Origin of the sequence: Actinomyces sp. oral taxon 171 str. F0337 (assembly GCF_005696555.1) — a bacterium.
GTDB classification, from domain to species: domain Bacteria; phylum Actinomycetota; class Actinomycetes; order Actinomycetales; family Actinomycetaceae; genus Actinomyces; species Actinomyces oris_E.
This window is the reverse complement of record NZ_CP040005.1, coordinates 604,826-623,992: the sequence shown is the minus strand read 5'-3', so window position 1 is coordinate 623,992 and position 19,167 is coordinate 604,826. Positions and strand designations below refer to the sequence as shown.

Sequence of the window (19,167 nt, the reverse complement as noted above, 5' to 3'; positions counted from 1 at the left end):
GGCGCCACCGTCCGGTTCGAGGAGCGGCGGTTCTCAGACTCCCTCTTGTCGGCACCCAGGACCGGGGAGAACAACCCCCGGTGCCCGGGGGCGATCTGCGATAGAACAGGACCATGACCGCAGGACGGACCGACACGGCCGATGACGCCTCCTCCTTGGCCGTACCGAGGCCACCGGTCCTCGCGGCACCGGACCTCGGGCGCCTGCGCGACGGTGAGGCCGATGAGCTGGCCGCCGGTGAGATGGTCGAGGACCTGCAGCTGGTCGAGGCGGACCTGAGCGGCGCGGACCTGCCGGCACTCAGTCTGCTGAGCTGCCGGTTCTCGGAGGTCTTCGCCAACGACACCGACCTGGCCGCGGCGCGGCTGGTCGACTGCCGTCTGGAGCGCCTGAGCGCCACCTACCTTCACAGTCCGCGCTCCACATGGCGCACGGTGGAGCTGGTCGACTCCCGTATCGGGGCCTGGGAGATCTACGACGCCGACGTCGAGTCCGTCCTTATTGAGGACTGTCGCCTGGGCTTCGCCAACCTCGTCGGGACCGCCCTGCGCGACGTCCTCATCCGGGGAACCCGGATCGACGAGCTGGACCTGAGCGGTATCGACGCCCAGCGGATCCGCTTCGAGGACTGCCGGGTGGGCGTACTGCGCCTGCGTGGCGGGAGCCTGAGCGACGTCGACCTGCGCGGGCTGGAGATGACAGTGGTCAGCGGCATCAGCTCCCTGGCTGGAGCGACGATCAGCAGTGGGCAGCTCACCGAGCTCGCTCCGCTCTTGGCGCAGCACCTGGGACTGCGGATCGAGGACCGGGATCACGTACAGAACGCGACACCAGGAAGTGCACACGCATGACGCTGCTGACGGCCGACGACGTTCTCAACGTGAAGTTCGAGGTCTCCTCATTCAAGGAGGGCTACAACCAGGATGAGGTCGACGTCTTCCTCGACGACGTGACCACCACGATGCGGGAGTTCGAGGAGCGACTCGGCACGTCACGAGAATCCTCGGGCCCCTCGCACCGGCTGACCGAGATCCTCCTGACGTCGGAGGGCGTCAGAAACATCCGGTTCTCGACCACCCGGTGGTCGGGCTACCACATCGACCAGGTTGATGCCTTCCTCTCCCAGGTGCTCACGACCATGGAGGCGCTTGAGGCGCAGGCGCGCACCAACGCGTTCGCCGGCCAGCCCGGCACCAGCGCCGGAGTCGGTGGGGCGTACGGGGGCGAAGCCTACGGCGCCGCCCCGGCCCAGGCCGGGTACACCCCGGGCGGCTCCGAAGCCGGCGGCTCCCAGTACACCCAGGCGATTGCGCAGCGCGACCAGTACATCGCCCAGCTCCAGCAGGAGATCACCTACCTTCGCGCCGAGCTCGAGTCCGCCCAGCGCCGCCTGGGGACTACCGGGTTCTAGGCCCGGCCACCCTTGTCAACCACCAAGCAGTCACAGCAAGGAGCAGATCGCATGACGATCCTGACGAACCATGACGTGGACAACGTAAGGTTCACAGCCACCCAGTTCCGAGAGGGCTACAGCCAGAGCGAGGTCGACAGCTTCCTTGAGAAGATCGCCAGCACGCTGAAGGTTCTTCAGGAGAGAGCAGATTCCTCCGGGTACGCGTCCGACTCCGCCCATGTCGAGGTGCTCACGGTCGATGACGTGCAGAACGTGAGGTTCGCAGCCACCAGGCTCCGGGAAGGCTACGAGCAGGACGAGGTTGACAGGTTCCTCGACCACGTCGTGGAGACGATGAGGTACCTGGAAGCACATGGCGCCACGCAGACCTCGGGATACGAGTCGCAGTGGGGCGGCAGCTCATGGAGCACCGGAGTCAACACGTACGGCAGTGCGTCATACTCCACGCCGAGCGCCACAGAGTCGTCCAGTGGTCAGGCGATTGCGCAGCGCGACCAGTACATCGCCCAGCTCCAGCAGGAGAACGCCTACCTGCGCGCCGAGCTCGAGTCTGCCCAGCGCCGCCTGGGGACTACCGGGTTTTAGAACTCGTCAGCGCTGAGGAGTCCAAGACCGCGGAGCAGGTGGGGCATCGTTGTCGATGGGCAAGGCCCTTGAGTGTCAGGCTCAGGGAGGCTGTCCGTCGGCAGATGGCACCTGACCACGGCCTGTGCGGCCCCATCCCAGGGGAAGTCGTCAGGGAGCGCCTTGGCGTTCTTCTTGCTGAGCCCCGTCAACTCCAGGTAATGAGCCTGAGCGTCCGCCTGGTTCCGGTAGTTCTTCACGGGGTCGTAATGGGCGTTGAGCCAGACCTCGAAGCAGGGCACGGAGACGATGCCATGGACAACGGTCTGGCTGCTGCTCAATTTCCGGCATTCCTTGAGGAAGTCATGACGTTCCCGGCCATCGTGGTCGACGACGATCCACACCTCCCTGTAGTCGCTGAGATCTGACCGAGGTCCGCTGAGCTCCTTGACGACGGTGAGCGGGTCACCGTTGATGACCTTCACTTTGGCTGAGACTCTGTCGCGGTCCACACGTCGGCACAGCTGCTGCAGGTAGGCGTTCTCGGTGACCCGCCCATTAGTCACGAGGAGAACGGTGCGCAGTTCGGTTCGTTGGCTGCGCCGTTTCCTTCTCGGTGGTGTCATCTCACTTCGCCTCCGCCGGCGTTGAGAGGTACCGGCGGAGGCTGGAGGTGTCTACCCGAGGGATAGCACCGAAGGCACCGGCGAGGTAGCGGCGCTGCTTGTTCGTGCCCTTGCGGTTGGAGGGGAAGTCTGCGAGCGAGAAGAGCTCACTGGCACCGAAGGGGGACTTCTCCGTCATCCACACCTCGCCCGCCTCCAGGAGCTGGACGGGAGAATTGTCCAGGAGCGCCGTGTCATGGGTTGTGAAGACGATCTGGGCACCCCGGGGATTGAAGTCCGGGTCCTTGAACATGTCCACCAGCGTGGCGGTCAGTGTGGGGTGGAGGCTCGCGTCGAGCTCGTCGACACACAGCACCTGGCCCAGTTGCAAGGCATCGATGGCGGGACCGACCGTCGCCAGCCAGGTGAGAGTTCCTTGACTCTGCTGGCTGCTCGCCAATGGGTACTCCTCACCGTCGGCACCGCGGTGGTGGAGGACGAGGTGACGCTGGAGCTCCTTGAGCACCTCGGCGGGAACCTCAGAATCCTCGTCCTCGCTCCACGGAAACCGTCGCAGAAGTTCAAGCACCTCCCGAGGGACCTCCTGCCTCTCGACCTCGAGACCGACGATGCCAAGATCGGCAACCTGAGCAATAGCATTCGTGATGCCAGTCCACTGCTCAGGGGCGTCCGTGAGCCGACTCATCACCCACCGCAGACGCGAGCTGCGCTCCTCATCACTATGGTGGATGAAGCGCATGGCTCGCAAACTGCGCGCAATCGGAGCAAGGGTGGCGTGCTTGTACTTGAGAGCGATGGCGAGGAAGAGGTCCTTGGACGTCGTGATTCGACGAACCTCGTTCGTGGCACCCTTGAGGGTGGTGCCGGACTCGACCGTGGGCTCGTCATCCTCGGGGCCCTGGGTACGCACGAAGACCTTCCGCCAGCGCTGCCCCGCTGCCCAGAGCTCCTCACGCGAAATGCCCCAGCGATGCGCCTCGACACTGTAGCTGTAGCGCTCGTTCTCGTGGGTGAAACCAATGGAGAAACGGGACGGCTGCGCCGCGTGGTCACGATCGAGACTGAAGGGCTGATACAGGATGTCCCGCTGATCACCGACGGCATGGTGTAGGCAGTCAAGTGCGTCCAGGAGGGTGGACTTGCCTGAGGCGTTGGCACCGAAGATCGCCGCCACGCGCCATGTCTGCTCCTGCCAGGAGGAGCCGCCACGCGGCGTCAGAGTCTTGAGCGAACCCCGAGTGAGATCAAGGGTCGCCTCCTCTGCGTAGCAGCGGTAGTTCGCCACGGTGAAGTCCAGCAACATACCGCAACCCTAGTGTGAACAACTCGTTTGGGGAAGTTTTTTCCCAAAGTTCAACGTTCATGGCGCCAACCTCACCATTCGAGCGCCGAGCGCGAGTCCGCCCAGCGCCGCCTGGAGATGTTCGGCGCCTAGCCGCCCGCAGCGGCCTGTCCGCCCATCCGCACCATACTGGTGCACAGTCCTGGGAGTCGTCTCTGCGGGCAACGGTGCGGTCAGATGGATCCGGCCTGCTCGATGACGAGGATCCGGGCCGTTCCAACAGGGTGGGCAACATGTTCGTCGCCATCCTCTGCGACGAAGATGCGTCCGGGTTCCAGCCGAGTCACCTGGGTCCCGGCCTCGTCGCGATAGTGCATGTCGACTGCTCCGTCGAGAACGACGAAGACCTCAACGCCGTCGTTGGTGTGCCAGACATAGGGTTCGTCAGTCCAGTGAAGCCGTACCGTGGCGTCCGCGATACGGGCCAGGTCGATGGCGGCCCAAGCGTGGTCAAGTGCGACATCAGCAGCGGTGACGATCTTCATCGCTCACCTGCCTTTCTCTCGATACCTGCCTGTTCGGGCGACGCCTGACGGCTCGAGGTGATACTCAGCTGCTCGCCCCGCTCGAACAGGTTGACGACAACAAGTCGACTCATCACTGCAGTCTGGTCGTCACGACGAGTGAGCACGAGCGGCAGGAACGACATACTGCACGCAATTCCTGCCATCATGTGCGCATGACGCATACCGTTGTCGCTCTGGCCCTGCCAGGCGTCGTCGCCTTCGACCTGTCCACAGCCGCTCAGGTCTTCGGCCATCCTGAGGAGGACGAGTACTCCTTCGAGGTTGTGACATCTGATGGCTGCCAGGTGCTGTCGTCCACCGGATTCCAGATCGCAGGAGTAGGTGGTCCTTCCTCTCTGCGCCGGGCCGATACCATCGTCGTTCCCGGATACAGCCCCCATACCACGCCCAGTGATGACGTACTCGAGGCACTGCGATCAGCACACTCCCGCGGCACCCGAGTCGTCTCCATATGCACCGGGGCCTTCGCACTCGCCCCAACGGGGCTTCTGGACGGACTGTCAGCCACGACCCACTGGCAGGACGCCGAGGAACTACGCGCAGCCTACCCGGCCGTGGACGTCACACCCGATGTCCTGTACATCGACCACGGGCATGTGGCCAGCAGCGCCGGGGTCGCCGCCGGTATCGACCTGTGCCTGCATCTTGTGCGCCGTGATTATGGGGCCGCAACAGCCAATCGCATCGCACGGCGAATGGTCGTTCCACCCCACCGCGCAGGAGGCCAGGCCCAGTACGTCGCGCCGGCAGCCCGCCCCCGTCATCCGGAGAACAGGCTGGCGGAACTGACCACCTGGGTCGTGGCGCACCTCGATCGCCCAGTGGGCGTAGCGGATCTTGCTCGCCGTGCACACCTCTCTGAACGGCAGCTGGCACGCAGGTTCGTCGCCGAGACAGGGCAGACTCCGCTGCAGTGGCTTGTCCACCAGCGTGTGCTGGCCGCCATGGATCTGCTTGAGACGACCGGCCTGTCTCTGGAGGCCATCGCCACACGCACGGGTCTAGGGACGGCCGGCACCTTGCGTCGTCACTTTCTCAGACACGTGGGCACCACACCCGGCGCCTACCGAAAGACGTTTCGCGGTCCCGAGTAAGGGCTCGAGGGGTCAGCTCCGCTTGACCAGCGGGAAGGTGATGGTCTCGCGGATTCCCTGGCCGGTGAGCACCATGAGGAGGCGGTCGATGCCCATGCCCATGCCGCCGCTGGGCGGGAAGCCCTGCTCCATGGCGACCAGGAAGTCCTCGTCCAGGATCATGGCCTCGGGGTCGCCCTTGGCGGCCGCCAGGGCCTGGGCCTCGAAGCGCTCGCGCTGGACCACGGGGTCGGCGAGCTCGGAGTAGGCGGTGGCGGTCTCGAAGCCGCGCACGTAGAGGTCCCACTTCTCGGTCAGGCCCGGCTTGCTGCGGTGGTAGCGGGTCAGCGGCGAGGTGTCCTCGGGGAAGTCGTAGACGAAGGTGGGCGCCCACAGCTTGTTGCCGACGAGCTCCTCGAAGATGTCCTCGACGACCTTGCCGGCCACGGCGTAGTCGTCGATCTCCAGGCCAATCCTCTCGGCGTGGGCGACCAGCCGCTCACGCGGGGTCTCCACCGTGATCTCCTCGCCGAGGGCCTCGGAGACGGAGGTGTAGAGGTCGATCTTGTCCCACTGGCCCGACAGGTCGTACTCGGTGCCGTCGGCCAGGGTGACGACCTCCCCGCCCTCGGGCAGGTCGAAGGCGTCGCGGGCTGCCTGCTGGACGAGGTTGCGGGTCAGCTCGGCCATGCCGTCGTAGTCGGAGTAGGCCTCGTAGGCCTCCAGGGCCGTGAACTCCGGGGAGTGGGAGGAGTCGGCGCCCTCGTTGCGGAAGTTGCGGTTGATCTCGAAGACGCGGTCGACGCCGCCGACCACGGCGCGCTTGAGGTAGATCTCCGTGGCGATGCGCAGGTAGAGGTCCATGTCGAAGGCGTTCATATGGGTGATGAACGGGCGCGCGGCCGCCCCGCCGTGAATGACCTGGAGCATGGGGGTCTCCAGCTCCAGGTAGTCGCGGCGGAAGAAGTTCTCGCGGATGGAGCGCACGACGGCGGCGCGGGTGCGCACCATGTCGCGGGCAGCGGGCCGGGTGAGCAGGTCGAGCTCGCGACGGCGCACGCGCTGCTCCTCCGAGAGCGTCACCGCCTCACCGGCCTCGTTGGTCCAGGTCTTGGGCAGGGGGCGCAGCGCCTTGGAGGCGATCCGCCAGGCGGGGACCTCGACGTCGTCGTCCCCGGCGGAGGCGGCCTCGGCGCCCTCGCGCAGGACGGGCTCGGCCATGACGGACAGCTCGCCGCGGCGCGAGGAGATGACGCGGCCGTGGACGAAGAGGTGGTCGCCCAGGTCGACGTCGGCCTTGAAGGCCGCGAGCGCGGTGTGGCCCTCGGCGGGCAGGGCCTTGGCCGAGAGCATGGCCTGCAGGGTGGTGCCGGCCCCGTCCTGGAGGGTGACGAAGCACAGGCGGCCGGTGTTGCGCAGGAAGACGACACGGCCGGCCACGCCGACGACGTCGTCGGTCTCGTCTCCGGCCGCGAGGTGGGCGTAGCCCTCGCGCACGGCGGCGATGGTGGTGGTGACGGGCACGGAGACCGGGTAGGGGTCCCAGCCCTCGCCGCGCAGGCGCTCGCGTTTGCCGGCGCGGACCTCGAACTGCTCGCCCGGGCCCGGGTCGGCCTTGGGCTGCTTGGGCTGGTCCGATGAATCGCCCGCAGACATCGCCGACTTCGGCGACCGGGAGTCGGCGGGGGCGTCGGTGGTGATCGGGTCGGGGCTGGGGGTGCTCTCGTCAGTCACGTGAAGGAGTCTAACGGCGCCCGCCCGCCCCGGCGGCTCCCTGGGGCACGACGACGCCCGAACCACCTCCGATCCTGGTCACACCGGCTGGCGGCGGATCCTCCGGTCAAGTCCAGGCGGGCACGACGGCGGCCCCGGTCACCGTTTCCTCTCCCTTCCTGTCGCGGCGCACGGACACGCAGTACTCGGCCGGGAACCAGGTGGGGCCCAGGGCCTCGCCCTTGACCGGCACCCGGCTCAGGCGCAGGGCGGTGCCGCGGGCCGTGGTGCGCTGCTCCCACTGGGGCGGTGTGCGAGTCAGGAAGGAGGAGAGCAGCCTGGTGTAGTCGGGCCCGAGGTAGCACCACGGGACCGGGGTGGAGGGAAGTCCGCTCAGGACGTCGCCGTCGGCGGCCAGGGACTGGGGCTGCTCGGCTCTGAAGTAGCCGGGCATGACGTCGCCGTCGTAGGAGTACTGCCATCCGTCGAGGACCTGTGCCCAGGCCAGGTCGGCACCGAGCTCGTCGCAGGCCTCGAGCAGCAGCTCGTGGAGGAGGTCCAGGTCGCCGACGCTCAGGGGCTCCAGCCCAGCCTCCCACTCAACGAGGTACGTGCCGTGGGCGTCCTCCCCGCGGATGCAAAGCGTCACCGTATTGATCGGCGCAGGTCCGGTCAGGAAGACCCCGACGTCGTCGACATACCTGCGCTCATCGGCGGCCTCGATCGTGGCCTCGTTCAGTGGCAGCATGCGTGCCTGACCGGTGTACTCGGTGGGGCTCCAGTGCGGGGCCACCCGCCAGATGGCGCGCATCCAGGCTTCGACCGGATCGGGGCAGACGGACTCGCGCACATAGGCCCGCATCTTGACCACCTGGAGGTCCTCGTCGAGCCGTTCCCAGTCCTTCTCGTAGACGTCGGGATCGAAGTCGGGCGCGGACAGGGCTCCCTGCGGCCGTACCACGCGCTCGAAGAACAGGGCCACGACGCCGTCGTTCCAGCGGGCGAGGGTCTGCGCCGGCGCCAGGGCCCTCTTGGTGGCCGAGCCGCCTCGGAACCAGCTCTTGGGCCAGGTGAGCCGGTAGCAATAGGGCAGATCGGGGTAGCCGGAGACCTCCTTGACGTAGTCGACGAAGTCGAGCTGCACGTCCAGAGAGGTCTCCTCCAGCTCGAGGACCAGCAGGTGGCCGTCGCGGAGGCGGAGGTGAGTTCCGTCGCCGTCGTTGCCCTCAACGGTGAGGCCTGGCAGCGCCGTGCGCACGCCCTCGATCGTCAGCTCTCGGGTGGTGTAGAGCTCGTAGATGTCCTCGTCCTTGATCTGCCCCAGCACGCTTCCCGACTTTATCGGAGCACGGCGGTGTCTGGGGCAGTTCGAGGCGGCCTGGTACGGCGGCGGTCCCGGCCCGCGGAGCGCTCAGGCGCGGGCGTCGGCCAGGGGGATGCCGGAGGGACGCAGCCCCTGGAGGCGGGCGACGTCGGAGTCGGCCGGGATCTGGCCGGGGTCGGTACCGCGCTCCACGATCCGGTTGGCCGCGTCGACGAAGACGACGTGGGGCAGGTAGGTGCGGGCCTCGGCGTCGGACATCTGGGAGTAGGCGATGAGGATGACGACGTCGCCGGGACTGACCAGGTGGGCGGCGGCGCCGTTGACGCAGATCTCTCCGCCGCCGCGCTCGCCGGGGATGACGTAGGTGGACAGACGGTTGCCGTTGGTGCAGTTGCAGATGTCGACGCGTTCGCCGGGCAGCAGGTCGGCCGCCTCGAGCAGGTCGACGTCCACCGTGATCGAGCCGACGTAGTCGAGGTCGGCCTGCGTCACGGTGGCACGGTGAATCTTGGACGTCATCATCGTCCGGGTGCGGGGGCTCATCGCGGCACAGCGTAGACGGCGGTGGGCCCGGCGCACTGTACGGTGCGGCACAGGGTGAGCGACCTGACAGGACTGCGGACGGCGTGGCGTGCCGGGGTCGGCCCCGGTTCGCGGCGGCCTGCCCGCGCAAGCGCCCAGGCGGGCAGGACGCTCAGGGACGCAGGTCGATGAGGGTGTTGTCGATGAGGCGGGTGGTGCCGACGCGCGCGGCGACGGCCAGCAGTCCTGTGGCGGGAAGCCCTTCCCCCGCCGGCTCGCTGCGCGGCAGGCCGAGGCCGGCGTCGGCCAGGTCCTCGAAGCTGTCCGGGGCGACGAGGGCCACGTAGTCGACCTCGACGCCGTCGGCCTCCTCCAGGGACGCCAGGGCGGCGCGGCGGATGTCGGCGGGGTCGGGTCGGGCCCCGGAGCCGGCCCCCTGAGCGGCGGCATCCCGGCCGGCCTGGAGCGCTCGTGACAGGGCCAGGGCCTGACGGCGCTGGTCAGGGCTGAGGTAGGCGTTGCGCGAGCTCATGGCCAGGCCGTCGCTCTCGCGGCGGATGTCGACCGGCACGATCTCCAGCGGGACGGCGAGGTCGCGCACCATGGACTCGATGATCGCCAGCTGTTGGGCGTCCTTGCGGCCGAACAGCGCCCAGCGCGGGGCGGTCAGGTGCATGAGGGTGAGCACCACCTGGCAGACGCCGGCGAAGTGGGTGGGGCGGGTACGGCCCTCCAGGACGGTGGCGATGGGGCCGGGGTCGATGCGCACGGCCGGCTGCCCGGAGGGGTAGATGATCTCAGGGGTGGGGGCGAAGACGATGAGCCGTCCCACGCCGAGGGCGCCGTCGGCACCGGTGAGGGTCCGGGTGAGGCCATCCAGGTCGCCCTCGAGGTCACGCGGGTAGGAGTCGAGGTCCTCGGTGGGGGCGAACTGCAAGGGGTTGACGAAGATGGTGACCACCACTGTGCCGGTCGGCCCGACGCGGCGGGCGGCCTCACGCACGAGGTCGAAGTGGCCCTCGTGGAGGGCGCCCATGGTCATGACGACCGCCCGCGGGTCGGGGGACTCGGCCAGGGCGGAGACGAGGTCGGCTCGGCTGCGGGCGAGGACGGTTGCGGCGCCGGTTGATCGGGGTGCGGGAACGGGCGTCGGTGCGGGTTCGGTGCTCACGCACCCCACGCTAGTCGCCCTGCTGGGCGGTGCCGAATCCGCCGGGAGCCGCGGGCATGAGAGCATCGGGGCATGAGCGACATCGATGGCACGGGTCCCGGCGTAGGCGGCGGGCACGCGGCTCAGGCCTCCGTCCCCGCGGCCACTCCGAGCAGGCCGGGCCGGCTGGGCGTCGGCATCATCTCCGCCGGGCGTGTCGGCGCGGTCCTGGGCTGCGCGTTGCGCGCGGTGGAGCACCAGGTGGTCGGCGTCCACGCGGTCTCGGAGGACTCGCGTGAACGCGCCGAGATGCTGCTGCCGGGTGTCCCGGTCCTGGAGGTCGAGGAGATCGTCGAGCGCGCTGAGCTGGTCCTGCTGGCCGTGCCCGACGACGCCCTCGAGCCGCTCGTCCAGGGGCTGGCGGACCTGGGGCGCTGGCAGCCGGGCCAGCTGGTGGCCCACACCTCGGGTCGCTACGGGGTCGCGGTGCTCGCGCCGGCCCAGCGCTGCGGGGCGATCCCGCTGGCGATCCACCCGGCAATGACCTTCTCCGGGTTCTCCACGGATGTGGCCCGGCTCGTCGGCTGCCCGATGGCCGTGACCGCGCCCGCCGCGGTGCTTCCGATCGCGCAGGCGCTGGTGGTCGAGCTCGGCGGGGAGCCCTTCGTCCTGGAGGAGTCGGCGCGCCCGACCTACCACGCGGCCCTCGCCCATGGCGCCAACCACCTGCTGACCGTGGCGACGCAGGCCGTCCGGGTGCTGGCGGCCGCCGGGGTCGAGGACGGTGCGGCCACGCTCGGCCCTCTGCTCACGGCGGCCCTGGACCGGGCCCTGCATGAGGGCGAGGCGGGACTGACCGGCCCGGTCTCGCGGGGTGACGCCGGGACGGTGGCCTCCCACCTGGAGGCGCTCTCCTCGCTGCGCGACAGCGAGGGGCGGGGTCTCGACGACGTCGTCGCCTCCTACCGGCAGCTGGCCGCCGCCACCACCGAGCGCTGCGAGGCCACCGGCCGGCTGACCGCCGAGCAGGCCCTGCGGCTGCGCGAGGTCCTGGGCCCGGAGCGGCTCGAGGGCTGACCTACGAGGGATCAGCGGCCTGAGTGGCGGCGACGGCGCGCGCGAGCCACCGGTCGAGCTGCTCGGCGCTGGAGCGGTGCAGCGCCCGCTGACTGATCTGCGCCGCGAGGGCCTTGGCGTCGGCGGCGTCGAGGTTCGTGATCGAGGTGGGGACCTCGCGGGCGACCATGTCGAGGCGGAGGGAGGCCAGGCTCAGCCTGCGATCCAGCGGCCCTCGCTGGACATTGAGGGACTGGATGCGTTCGTAGGGGATGACGGACACCCGCCGCCGCCAGCGGCCGTGGCGGATGATGACGCAGGTGTCGGTGAGGATGATCGCTGCGCGCCGCCAGGTCAGGGGGCGGAAGATCCGTCCGCGGCGGCTGATGCGCACGAAGCCGCGCTCGACTGAGCCCGCCGGGGCCTGCGGGTCGCCGACGCCTTCGTCGTCGCGGCCGGTAAGGGCCTGGCTGAGCAAGGTATCCGGATCGGGCACGCCCAGGTCGGGGACCACGAGCCACAGCGCGCGCAGGGCGGTGTCCCGGCTGCCCACGGGCAGGAGCATGTTGCCGATCTCGCGAGTCTGGCCGTCGTGGGGGTTCTCATCGCGGCCGGCCACGGTGACATTCACCTTCCACCAGTCCTTGCGGCGCCACAGGATCGGCCCGGTGAGCCCGACGCCATGGACCCGCCCGGGCGGCAGCGTCCGGGAGGTCTCGGCGGTGAGGCCGTAGCTCATGCGGATACCGCTGGGGGTGGCGGCGGCGTGGAAGTTCCAGGCGCTGTTGAAGTGGCTCCACACGATGGTCGCCATCGCGATGACGATCGTGATGTAGGAGGAGATGATCGTCAGCGCTTCGCGGCCGGTCACGAAGTCCGAGATGACGATGAGGATCCCGACCGCAAGCGTGCCGATGACCGTCAGCCCGAGCACGTAGACCGAGGAGCTGCGCAGCAGGGACCCGAGGAGGGTGGCGCCGTCGACACTGTAGAGCGGGTGCTCCTGGAAGTGAGAGGCCCGCAGCTGCGTGGAGCGCCGCCTGGTGGAGGGGGCGGCCTCCGAGCCCGGCGTCCCCTCCGGTGTGAGGCCCTCGGGCCGGGCGGTGGAAGCGAGACCGTCGATGCCGCCAGTGTCGTAGCCCGCTCCGTTGTCTTGGACGGCACCGTCCTCCGAGGCGGGTCCGGGCATGTCTATCTGTCCGGCGGCCAGGTCGAGGATGCGGTCACGCAGGGCCTGAAGCTCGCGGGTGGTGAGGAAGCCGATGACGACCCGCGAGTTCCGGCCGCCGGCGACCTCGACGATCAGCCTCCCCACGCCGAAGATGCGTCCGAGCAGGGGGTGGACGACGTCGACGGACTGGATCCGCGGCAGACGGGCCGTACGCAGCTTGCGGCTGAGGATGCCCGAGCGCAGGTAGACGCCGTCGGCGTCCACGGCGTAGGCGCGCCGCCACCAGCTGAGCAGCCCGAGCACCACCCACACGGCGATGAGCGCGATGAGGCCGAGCAAGTAGTACCCGACCTGACCGCCCAGGGAGAAGCCGTGCTCGGAGATGAAGCGATAGGCGCGCACCAGCTCGTCGAGGTTCTGAGCCGTGACGAAGGCGAGGACACCGGTGACGATCTTCCAGCCCTCCAGCAGCGGCGTGATGACGCTGACCCGGTGCCAGGTGACGTTGTCGGGAAGGGGCAGGTCCCGGGAGGCGGCGGGCTCGCCCTCACCCGAGGCCTCCGCCCTCGCCTTCCGGGATGCCTCCAGCCTGCTCTCCCAGCTGGAGCTCACAGCCCGGCCATCCTCTCCTCACCGCGCTGGGACAGGACCCGGCGCAGGTTCTCGGCCTCGACCACCGGCAGCCCGTTGATCGTGGCATCGGTACTGGCCGAGGCCGTGTGGAGCCTGACCTCGGCGATGCCCAGCCGGCGGGCGAGCGGTCCCTGGGAGGTGTCCACGAACTGCATGCGCCCGTACGGGGTGACTGTGATGGAGCGGAACATGACGCCGTGGCGCCACAGGAGGTGGTTGTCCGCCAGGGCGTAGCCCATGGCCCGCACCTGGCGCGGGATGAGCCAGAGCAGCCAGACGAACAGGACCGCGGCGAGCGCCGCCGGGATGAAGAACGCGCGAGAGACGAGCACGCCGGGGATGGCGGAGCCGATGAGGAGGACGGCACTGACGATACCGGCCCCCAGGAAACGGGCGGTGATGAGGCGGTGCGAGACCGGGTGGAAGACGACGCCGTCGGGGGCGAAGGGATCGGCTCCGGCGGGTGGCGGCGTAGGCGGGTCGCAGGCGCGGCCGGAGGCCGGGTCCGGGACGGCGGGGGTGACGGGGACGGCACTGGCCACGGTGTCGGGACTGTTCATGCGGGAGCTCCTGGTCCTTCGGGGGCCCGTCCGGAGGTGCCGGACGAGCTGTCGTCGTCACCGTCACCGGAGATGGAGCACCACTGCTCGACGACGAAGCCGATGACGCACCACACGAGGCAGGCGATGAGGCATCCGGTCGAGGTCCAGGCCAGGTGAGTCATGGCCGGCGAGCGCGGTGTCACGAGAGCCAGGATGATCCCGCCGCCGTAGACGCCGCCCAGGACCGCCCCCACGATGGCTGAGGCCTGGGCGGCGGCGGCCGTGGTGGCGGCGCCGGTCGGGGTGATCCAGGTGTGCTCACGCGCCCGCAGGCGCCTGACCGCCAGACCGGACACCAGGACGATACCGGCGATGACCAGCGCAGTCACCGCCCCCCAGGGGGAGAGGACCGGGACCCAGCCGACGTGGCGCAGCAGGAGGTCACCGGCCACCCAGGAGACCACCGCGGCGGCGACGAACCAGGTGACGGCACTGGTCCAGCGGGTGCGCCGCATCAGGCGTCCTGGCGGGGACCTGTCCCCTGGGCGCCACCGCCGATGACGTCATTCCACTGGAGCGGGGACTTCCAGGCGCCCCCGGAGGCGTCATCCTGCTGGTCGTTGGGGAACTCGTCCGGGCCGGCCGTGTGGCCGGGGGCGTGGGCGCCCTGCGGGCCGGCCGCCTCGGGGGCCGAGGCGGCCTGGTAGGGCGAGTCGATCTGCGGGACTCGCCCGGACCAGGCATTCGCTTCGTTGGAGGCGTCGAAAGACGGCTGGCCGAAGGGGGAGGACTCGACCGGTGCCTGGTCGCTGAAGGGCTGCGCCGAGGCGGTGGGTTCCGCGGCGGCCGATGAGCCCTCGGAGATACCGCCGGCGTAGTCGGCGGACAGGGAGGAGTCGGCCACGGAGGACTCGTCACGGGTGGCGTCGTAGACCAGCTCGGGCTCGGCGCCAGCGGCGTCCTGTTCCACCGGGGGCTCCACGTAGGGGCCGGTGGGCTTGTCCGGGAGAGCATCGGATTCGAGCCAGTCGAAGGCCAGCCAGCGCAGGCCACCCCGGTCGGGGGCGTTCTCGGCAAGCTCGGACACGGAGTGCCCGGCCAGCTCGGCGAAGGGGTCGGCCTGGCTCCACGGCACGAGGACGAAGGCGCGCTCGGCGGCACGTGGGTGCGGCAGGGACAGGGCCGGGTCGGTGGAGGTGACGCCCTCGACCTCCACCAGGTCGACGTCCAGGGTGCGCACGCCCCACGGCTCGGTGCGCACGCGCCCGGCCGCGACCTCCAAGGACTGGCAGACCTCAAGCAGCTCTCGCGGGGACAGGGTCGTCATGGCTGTGACCACCGTGTTGAGGTAGTCGGGCTGGGGATCGGCACCCTCGGCCACGACGGCGACAGTACGGGCCAGCGGCGCCACCTGAGTGACCTCGATGCCTTCGGCGGCCTTGAGGCTCTGGACGGCCGTGCGCAGGGAGTCCACGACGCCGCCGACGTTGGCGCCCAGACCGAAGACGACGCCGACGGGGCGTGCGGGCCGCTCGGCGAGCGGGTCGACCGGAGCGGCCGGAACCTCAGGCGCGGCGGGAGCCGCCGGTGCGGCGCCGGGGGAGGCAGCGCCCAGGAAGTCGGACTGCGCCGACGGCGCGGCGTACGAGCCGCCGGCGGGCTGGGAGAGGTCCTCAGAGACGGAGGGCTGGGTGGAGGAGGACTCCAAATGGGCAGGTGCCGCGCCCTCCTGGCCCACGGTACCGGGGTACTCGTCGGGGACGGCGAAGGGACTGGGCTCGGGCTCGGCCGGGGTCTGGGAGACCGGGGCGGAGGAGGCGTCAATGAATCCGTTGGCGTCGGTGGTCCCGAAGCTGGAGGCGTCACCGCCCGGCGCGGGGAAGGAGAGGCCGGCCGCGTCGGAGCCCGCCGTCTCGGGGGCAGTGTCCCCGGCATAGTCCCCGGCATAACCGGCCTGGTTGTAGGCTGCCCCGCTGTAGGAGCCGGACTCGCCGAAGGCGACGGGCCCACTCAGCAGGTCCGCGGAGCTGTCGACGGCCGGGGCGACCAGCCGCTCATCCTCCTCGGAGGAGGCCACGTGGCGGCCCTCGTGGGGCAGCTGGACGCCGAGGTCATCGGCCGCAGAGGTCGGCTCGGACAAGGTCCCTGCGGAAGAGTCGGCAGCCGCCTCCTCGGCATAGCTGGAGGCGGCGGGCTCCGGCTCAGTAACAACGGGAACCGAACCCAGCGCATCGGCCGCCAGGCTCACGAATCCGTCAGCACCGGCGGTCCTGCCGGCGGAGGCCGCGGTGGGGGCGCTGGTCGATGGGGTCTCCAGCGCGCTCGATGCGGCGTGGGAACCGGCTGCCGCGCTGGAGGACTGGCTGAGTGCCTCCGAGATCTCGGGAGCCTCGGGAGCCCAGGAGGAGTCCGACGAGACGGAGGAGTCTGCGCCGTCGGTGGCCCAGTCCGGTGCCCAGGACCGGGTCGACTCGACGCCCCCGCCGGGAACGCTGGGCTCGACCGGCATCGGCGTGGGGATTGAGGGTGCGGCGGCCGCGAAGGACGAGCGGGCCGGCGCCTCCAGCGGCGAGGCCGGCGAGGGCGTCGGGGTGATGGGAGGCTCGGAGGTCGGCACCACCGGGGCGGCGGCAGCGGATGCGTCGCCGCCTGTGAAGGAGGAGCCCGCGAAGTCGGGGACCTCCGAGACGAGGGGTGCCGCGGCAGTCGCGGCGGGGGGCTCGTAGGAGGGCGCCGCCGGTGAGACGGCGGCCACCGGGGAGGCTGAGGAGGAGGGGGACGCGTAGGACTGGGCCGACACGGCCACCGGCGCCTCGGCCTGCGCGGCCCAGGCGGCCTGGCTGGAGGCAGGAGCCCCACCGTGTCCGGCTGCGGCGTCGGCCACCCGGTGGATGGTCACCGAGACGTCCTCGAAGGCGACGTCGAGAGGGGCCTGGGGCTTGTGCACAGTGACCTCGGCGGCCACGACGCGAGGGAAGGACAGGACCCGCTCGGCGATCCGGTCCGCCAGGGACTCGATGAGGTTGACCGGCTCCCCCTCGATGATGCTCACGATGCCGTTGGCCACGCGGGAGTAGTCGACGGCGTCGGTCACCGAGTCGGTGACGGCGGCCACGGCGGTACCGCGCTGCCCCAGGTCGAGGATGACATCGACCGTGAAGAGCTGGCCCTCCTCACGTTCGAAGGGCAGGACGCCGTGGTGGCCACGGGCGGACAGGCCGACGAGGCTGATCCGGTCGGTGGTCGCGGAGACGGTGGTGCTCACTGATGTTCCTTCCAGAGGGAGGCGGTGCGGACGGCGGCCCGGTTGGCCGGGACCTCGTGGACTCTGACGGCCCAGGCGCCTGCGGCGGCGGCCAGGGCGGTGGTGGCGGCGGTGGCGGCGTCGCGCTGGACGGGGGTGGCCTCGGCCTCGGCGGCCTGGGCGAGGAAGCGCTTGCGGGAGGAGCCGACCAGTATCGGCTGACCGAGGTCGGCGATGAGGCGGGAGGTGGCCGCCAGCAGCTCCCAGGACTGGGCGTGGGTTTTGGCGAAGCCGAGTCCGGGGTCCAGGACCACCTGGGAGCGGTCCACCCCGGCGGCGTCGAGCTCACTCAGGCGCTCGCGCAGCTCCGCCTCGACCCCGGCGACGACGCCGCCGGGGTAGTCGGTGAGCCGGTCCATGGTCTCGGGGTCGCCGCGCCAGTGCTGGCAGACGTAGACGACGCCGGTGCGGGCGATGAGGCCGTGCATGGCGGGGTCGGCCAGGCCTCCGGAGACGTCGTTGATGATGTGGGCGCCGGCGTCGATGGCGGCCTCGGCGGTGGCGGCATGGATGGTGTCCACCGAGATGACGGCGCTGCCGGCAGTGCCTGTCCCGTCTGTCCCGTCGGCGAGGAGCGCGCGCACCACGGGCAGGACGCGGGAGATCTCGGTGTCGACGTCGACCCTCTGGGCGCCGGGGCGGGTGGACTCCCCGCCGATGTCGATGATGTCGGCGCCCTGGGTGATGAGCTCGCGGGCGTGGGCGGCGGCCGCCTCGGGGGCGGCCCAACGGCCGCCGTCGGAGAAGGAGTCAGGAGTGACGTTGAGGACGCCCATGAGGAGCGTCCGGTCGCGGGGCACGAACCCCGGCAGGGGGCCGGGGCGGCGGCTGGAAGAATCGTCACGGGGTCAGGCTAACGGTTGGCCCGCCGCTGCGGGAGGACCGAAACATCTTCAGCCCGCCGCAAACTGAGAGCCGGAACACGATCCGGCTGGGTCAGGGCACCTCACTTCGACCGAAACTTCATAGAAGACGCGGAGCCGGGTCGATTATGAAGTTTCGGTCGAAGTGACTGGGGGCTGCGACTGACCGGCATCAGCGGTCCTCCATCGAAAGGCGGAGACGCCACTGCAGTCCGTCCCTTCGACGCATTCCGGTTCTTCTCCGCGATTCCTAGCCTCAAGGTATCCACCCATCTATCGCGGGGACTGTGCGGCACACCGGCCGCGGCCCCGCCCGGAAGGAAGAGAAGCACCATGCCGCACCAGATTCCACACATCAGTCCCACCGTCAACAAGGTGGTTGAGGCCCGCGCGCTAAGCAAGATCTATGGCGAGGGCGAAGCCCAGGTCGTGGCCCTGGACACGGTCAGCCTCACCATCACCGAAGGAGAGTTCGCGGCCATCATGGGCCCCTCCGGCTCAGGCAAGTCCACCCTCCTGCACTGCCTGGCGGGCCTGGACACCCCCACCTCCGGCAGCGTCTTCATCGCCGGACAGGACCTGTCAGGTATGAAGGACAAGCAGCTCACCGCCGTACGCCGCGACCAGCTCGGCTTCATCTTCCAATCCTTCAACCTGCTGCCCACCCTGACCGCCGAGGAGAATATCCTCCTGCCCCAGCGCCTGGCCCACCGCAAACCAGCCCGAGACTGGTACGACGCCGTCATCTCAGTCCTAGGTCTCACCGACCGCCTATCCCACCGCCCCAACGAGCTCTCCGGCGGCCAGCAACAGCGCGTGGCCGTAGCCCGCGCCCTCGTGGGACGCCCCAAAGTCATCTTCGCCGACGAACCCACCGGCGCCCTGGACACCGCCTCAGCCGCCAACCTGCTACAGACCCTCGCCCACATGTGCCAGACCCTGGGCCAGACCGTCGTCATGGTCACCCACGACGAACAAGCCGCAGCCACCACCAACCGCATCATCCGCCTACGCGACGGACGCATCACCAACGACGACACCGTCCACCACACCCCCGGCACCCACACCGCACCGACCGCCCGCCCGGCCCAGCAGACACCCGCCGCTCCCACCCAGGCAGCTCCGCCCGCACCACCGACGACGACACCGACAATCCCGGCCGGCCCCACTACGGGATTCGACGCCGTCACAGCCCCGGGCCGCCCCACGCCGGCTCGCCGGGCCATCACCCCGGCGAGCGCACCAGAGCCCCGCCGCACCTCCGGGGCGAGCACCACCCCCGTCGCCCCCACTCCTGGTCCCGCCGCGGTCTACAGTGCACGCCATGCCGCGCCTCCCAGCGC

18 protein-coding genes and 1 pseudogene are annotated in these 19,167 nt (G+C 69.9%); 6 read left to right on the top strand and 13 right to left on the bottom strand.

Translation table 11 applies throughout. The features are described 5' to 3' along the window. Window positions 1-113: 113 nt before the first annotated feature. From FBF36_RS02705 to FBF36_RS02695, 3 genes are read left to right on the top strand one after another with little or no spacing between them, the layout of a single operon-like run. Complete coding sequence (locus tag FBF36_RS02705; protein WP_009396873.1) at window positions 114-851, top strand: pentapeptide repeat-containing protein; 738 nt, start codon at window positions 114-116, stop codon at window positions 849-851. Continuing rightward, window positions 848-1,411, top strand: coding sequence for a DivIVA domain-containing protein (locus tag FBF36_RS02700; RefSeq protein WP_009396875.1), 564 nt, complete (start codon window positions 848-850; stop codon window positions 1,409-1,411). Before FBF36_RS02705 ends, FBF36_RS02700 begins: the two co-directional genes overlap by 4 nt. Window positions 1,412-1,462: 51 nt before the next feature. Continuing rightward, window positions 1,463-1,999, top strand: a complete 537-nt coding sequence (locus FBF36_RS02695; protein WP_009396877.1) for a DivIVA domain-containing protein — start codon at window positions 1,463-1,465, stop codon at window positions 1,997-1,999. Here FBF36_RS02695 and FBF36_RS02690 read toward each other — a convergent pair. The 4 genes from FBF36_RS02690 to FBF36_RS02675 all read right to left on the bottom strand — a co-directional run bounded on the left by FBF36_RS02690 (window position 1,996) and on the right by FBF36_RS02675 (window position 4,634). Next, complete coding sequence (locus FBF36_RS02690) at window positions 1,996-2,544, bottom strand: RloB family protein (protein WP_009396879.1); 549 nt, start codon at window positions 2,542-2,544, stop codon at window positions 1,996-1,998. The two genes, FBF36_RS02695 and FBF36_RS02690, sit on opposite strands and share 4 nt — an antisense overlap. 61 nt (window positions 2,545-2,605) lie before the next feature. Further along, entirely contained in the window at window positions 2,606-3,907 is a 1,302-nt protein-coding gene (locus tag FBF36_RS02685) for an AAA family ATPase (RefSeq protein ID WP_009396881.1), read from the bottom strand. Between the two features lie 212 nt (window positions 3,908-4,119). Then, window positions 4,120-4,431: a cupin gene (locus FBF36_RS02680; RefSeq protein ID WP_009396883.1), complete on the bottom strand. Its 312-nt coding sequence runs from the start codon at window positions 4,429-4,431 to the stop codon at window positions 4,120-4,122. Continuing rightward, window positions 4,428-4,634, bottom strand: a complete 207-nt coding sequence (locus tag FBF36_RS02675; RefSeq protein WP_138137139.1) for a hypothetical protein — start codon at window positions 4,632-4,634, stop codon at window positions 4,428-4,430. The genes FBF36_RS02680 and FBF36_RS02675 overlap by 4 nt, the downstream gene beginning before the upstream one ends. On the opposite strand from FBF36_RS02675, the gene FBF36_RS02670 reads away from it, so the two are divergent. Next, on the top strand, window positions 4,626-5,567 hold the full coding sequence (locus FBF36_RS02670) for a GlxA family transcriptional regulator (protein WP_009396887.1): 942 nt from the start codon (window positions 4,626-4,628) through the stop codon (window positions 5,565-5,567). The two genes, FBF36_RS02675 and FBF36_RS02670, sit on opposite strands and share 9 nt — an antisense overlap. A gap of 12 nt (window positions 5,568-5,579) precedes the next feature. On the opposite strand, the gene FBF36_RS02665 is transcribed toward FBF36_RS02670, so the two are convergent. From FBF36_RS02665 to panC, 4 genes are all read right to left on the bottom strand, one after another. Then, window positions 5,580-7,280 carry a lysine--tRNA ligase gene (locus tag FBF36_RS02665; protein WP_009396889.1) on the bottom strand — a complete coding sequence of 567 codons (1,701 nt, stop codon included), beginning with the start codon at window positions 7,278-7,280 and terminating at the stop codon, window positions 5,580-5,582. Window positions 7,281-7,386: 106 nt separating this feature from the next. Continuing rightward, window positions 7,387-8,586, bottom strand: a complete 1,200-nt coding sequence (locus FBF36_RS02660; protein ID WP_009396891.1) for a hypothetical protein — start codon at window positions 8,584-8,586, stop codon at window positions 7,387-7,389. A gap of 84 nt (window positions 8,587-8,670) precedes the next feature. Further along, on the bottom strand, window positions 8,671-9,126 hold the full coding sequence (gene panD / locus FBF36_RS02655) for an aspartate 1-decarboxylase (RefSeq protein WP_009396893.1): 456 nt from the start codon (window positions 9,124-9,126) through the stop codon (window positions 8,671-8,673). A 151-nt stretch (window positions 9,127-9,277) separates the two neighbouring features. Continuing rightward, complete coding sequence (gene panC / locus FBF36_RS02650) at window positions 9,278-10,285, bottom strand: pantoate--beta-alanine ligase (protein ID WP_138137137.1); 1,008 nt, start codon at window positions 10,283-10,285, stop codon at window positions 9,278-9,280. A 63-nt stretch (window positions 10,286-10,348) separates the two neighbouring features. On the opposite strand from panC, the gene FBF36_RS02645 reads away from it, so the two are divergent. Then, entirely contained in the window at window positions 10,349-11,332 is a 984-nt protein-coding gene (locus FBF36_RS02645; RefSeq protein WP_138137135.1) for a Rossmann-like and DUF2520 domain-containing protein, read from the top strand. A gap of 1 nt (window position 11,333) precedes the next feature. Here FBF36_RS02645 and FBF36_RS02640 read toward each other — a convergent pair whose 3' ends face one another. From FBF36_RS02640 to folP, 5 genes are read right to left on the bottom strand one after another with little or no spacing between them, the layout of a single operon-like run. Further along, a complete protein-coding gene (locus FBF36_RS02640) occupies window positions 11,334-13,094 on the bottom strand; it encodes a PH domain-containing protein (protein ID WP_009395896.1) in 1,761 nt (586 codons plus the stop codon). After that, entirely contained in the window at window positions 13,091-13,675 is a 585-nt protein-coding gene (locus FBF36_RS02635; protein WP_009395897.1) for a PH domain-containing protein, read from the bottom strand. Before FBF36_RS02635 ends, FBF36_RS02640 begins: the two co-directional genes overlap by 4 nt. After that, window positions 13,672-14,172: a DUF3180 family protein gene (locus FBF36_RS02630; RefSeq protein ID WP_009395899.1), complete on the bottom strand. Its 501-nt coding sequence runs from the start codon at window positions 14,170-14,172 to the stop codon at window positions 13,672-13,674. The genes FBF36_RS02635 and FBF36_RS02630 overlap by 4 nt, the downstream gene beginning before the upstream one ends. Further along, complete coding sequence (gene folK, locus FBF36_RS02625; protein WP_138137133.1) at window positions 14,172-16,922, bottom strand: 2-amino-4-hydroxy-6-hydroxymethyldihydropteridine diphosphokinase; 2,751 nt, start codon at window positions 16,920-16,922, stop codon at window positions 14,172-14,174. The genes FBF36_RS02630 and folK overlap by 1 nt, the downstream gene beginning before the upstream one ends. Then, window positions 16,919-17,761, bottom strand: coding sequence for a dihydropteroate synthase (gene folP, locus FBF36_RS02620; protein ID WP_412784060.1), 843 nt, complete (start codon window positions 17,759-17,761; stop codon window positions 16,919-16,921). Before folP ends, folK begins: the two co-directional genes overlap by 4 nt. A gap of 396 nt (window positions 17,762-18,157) precedes the next feature. Here folP and FBF36_RS02615 point away from each other — a divergent pair. Further along, window positions 18,158-18,859 (top strand): annotated as a pseudogene (locus tag FBF36_RS02615) (ABC transporter ATP-binding protein); the annotation flags it as partial. Between the last annotated feature and the right edge of the window lie 308 nt (window positions 18,860-19,167).

Bases quoted from the DNA above. Each gene is read 5' to 3' on its own strand.
- FBF36_RS02630 (WP_009395899.1), bottom strand. From the start codon at position 14,172: ATGCGGCGCACCCGCTGGACCAGTGCCGTCACCTGGTTCGTCGCCGCC.
- FBF36_RS02670 (WP_009396887.1), top strand. From the start codon at position 4,626: ATGACGCATACCGTTGTCGCTCTGGCCCTGCCAGGCGTCGTCGCCTTC.
- FBF36_RS02635 (WP_009395897.1), bottom strand. From the start codon at position 13,675: ATGAACAGTCCCGACACCGTGGCCAGTGCCGTCCCCGTCACCCCCGCC.
- FBF36_RS02700 (WP_009396875.1), top strand. From the start codon at position 848: ATGACGCTGCTGACGGCCGACGACGTTCTCAACGTGAAGTTCGAGGTC.
- FBF36_RS02680 (WP_009396883.1), bottom strand. From the start codon at position 4,431: ATGAAGATCGTCACCGCTGCTGATGTCGCACTTGACCACGCTTGGGCC.
- FBF36_RS02675 (WP_138137139.1), bottom strand. From the start codon at position 4,634: ATGCGTCATGCGCACATGATGGCAGGAATTGCGTGCAGTATGTCGTTC.
- FBF36_RS02695 (WP_009396877.1), top strand. From the start codon at position 1,463: ATGACGATCCTGACGAACCATGACGTGGACAACGTAAGGTTCACAGCC.
- FBF36_RS02705 (WP_009396873.1), top strand. From the start codon at position 114: ATGACCGCAGGACGGACCGACACGGCCGATGACGCCTCCTCCTTGGCC.
- FBF36_RS02645 (WP_138137135.1), top strand. From the start codon at position 10,349: ATGAGCGACATCGATGGCACGGGTCCCGGCGTAGGCGGCGGGCACGCG.
- panD (WP_009396893.1), bottom strand. From the start codon at position 9,126: ATGAGCCCCCGCACCCGGACGATGATGACGTCCAAGATTCACCGTGCC.
- FBF36_RS02685 (WP_009396881.1), bottom strand. From the start codon at position 3,907: ATGTTGCTGGACTTCACCGTGGCGAACTACCGCTGCTACGCAGAGGAG.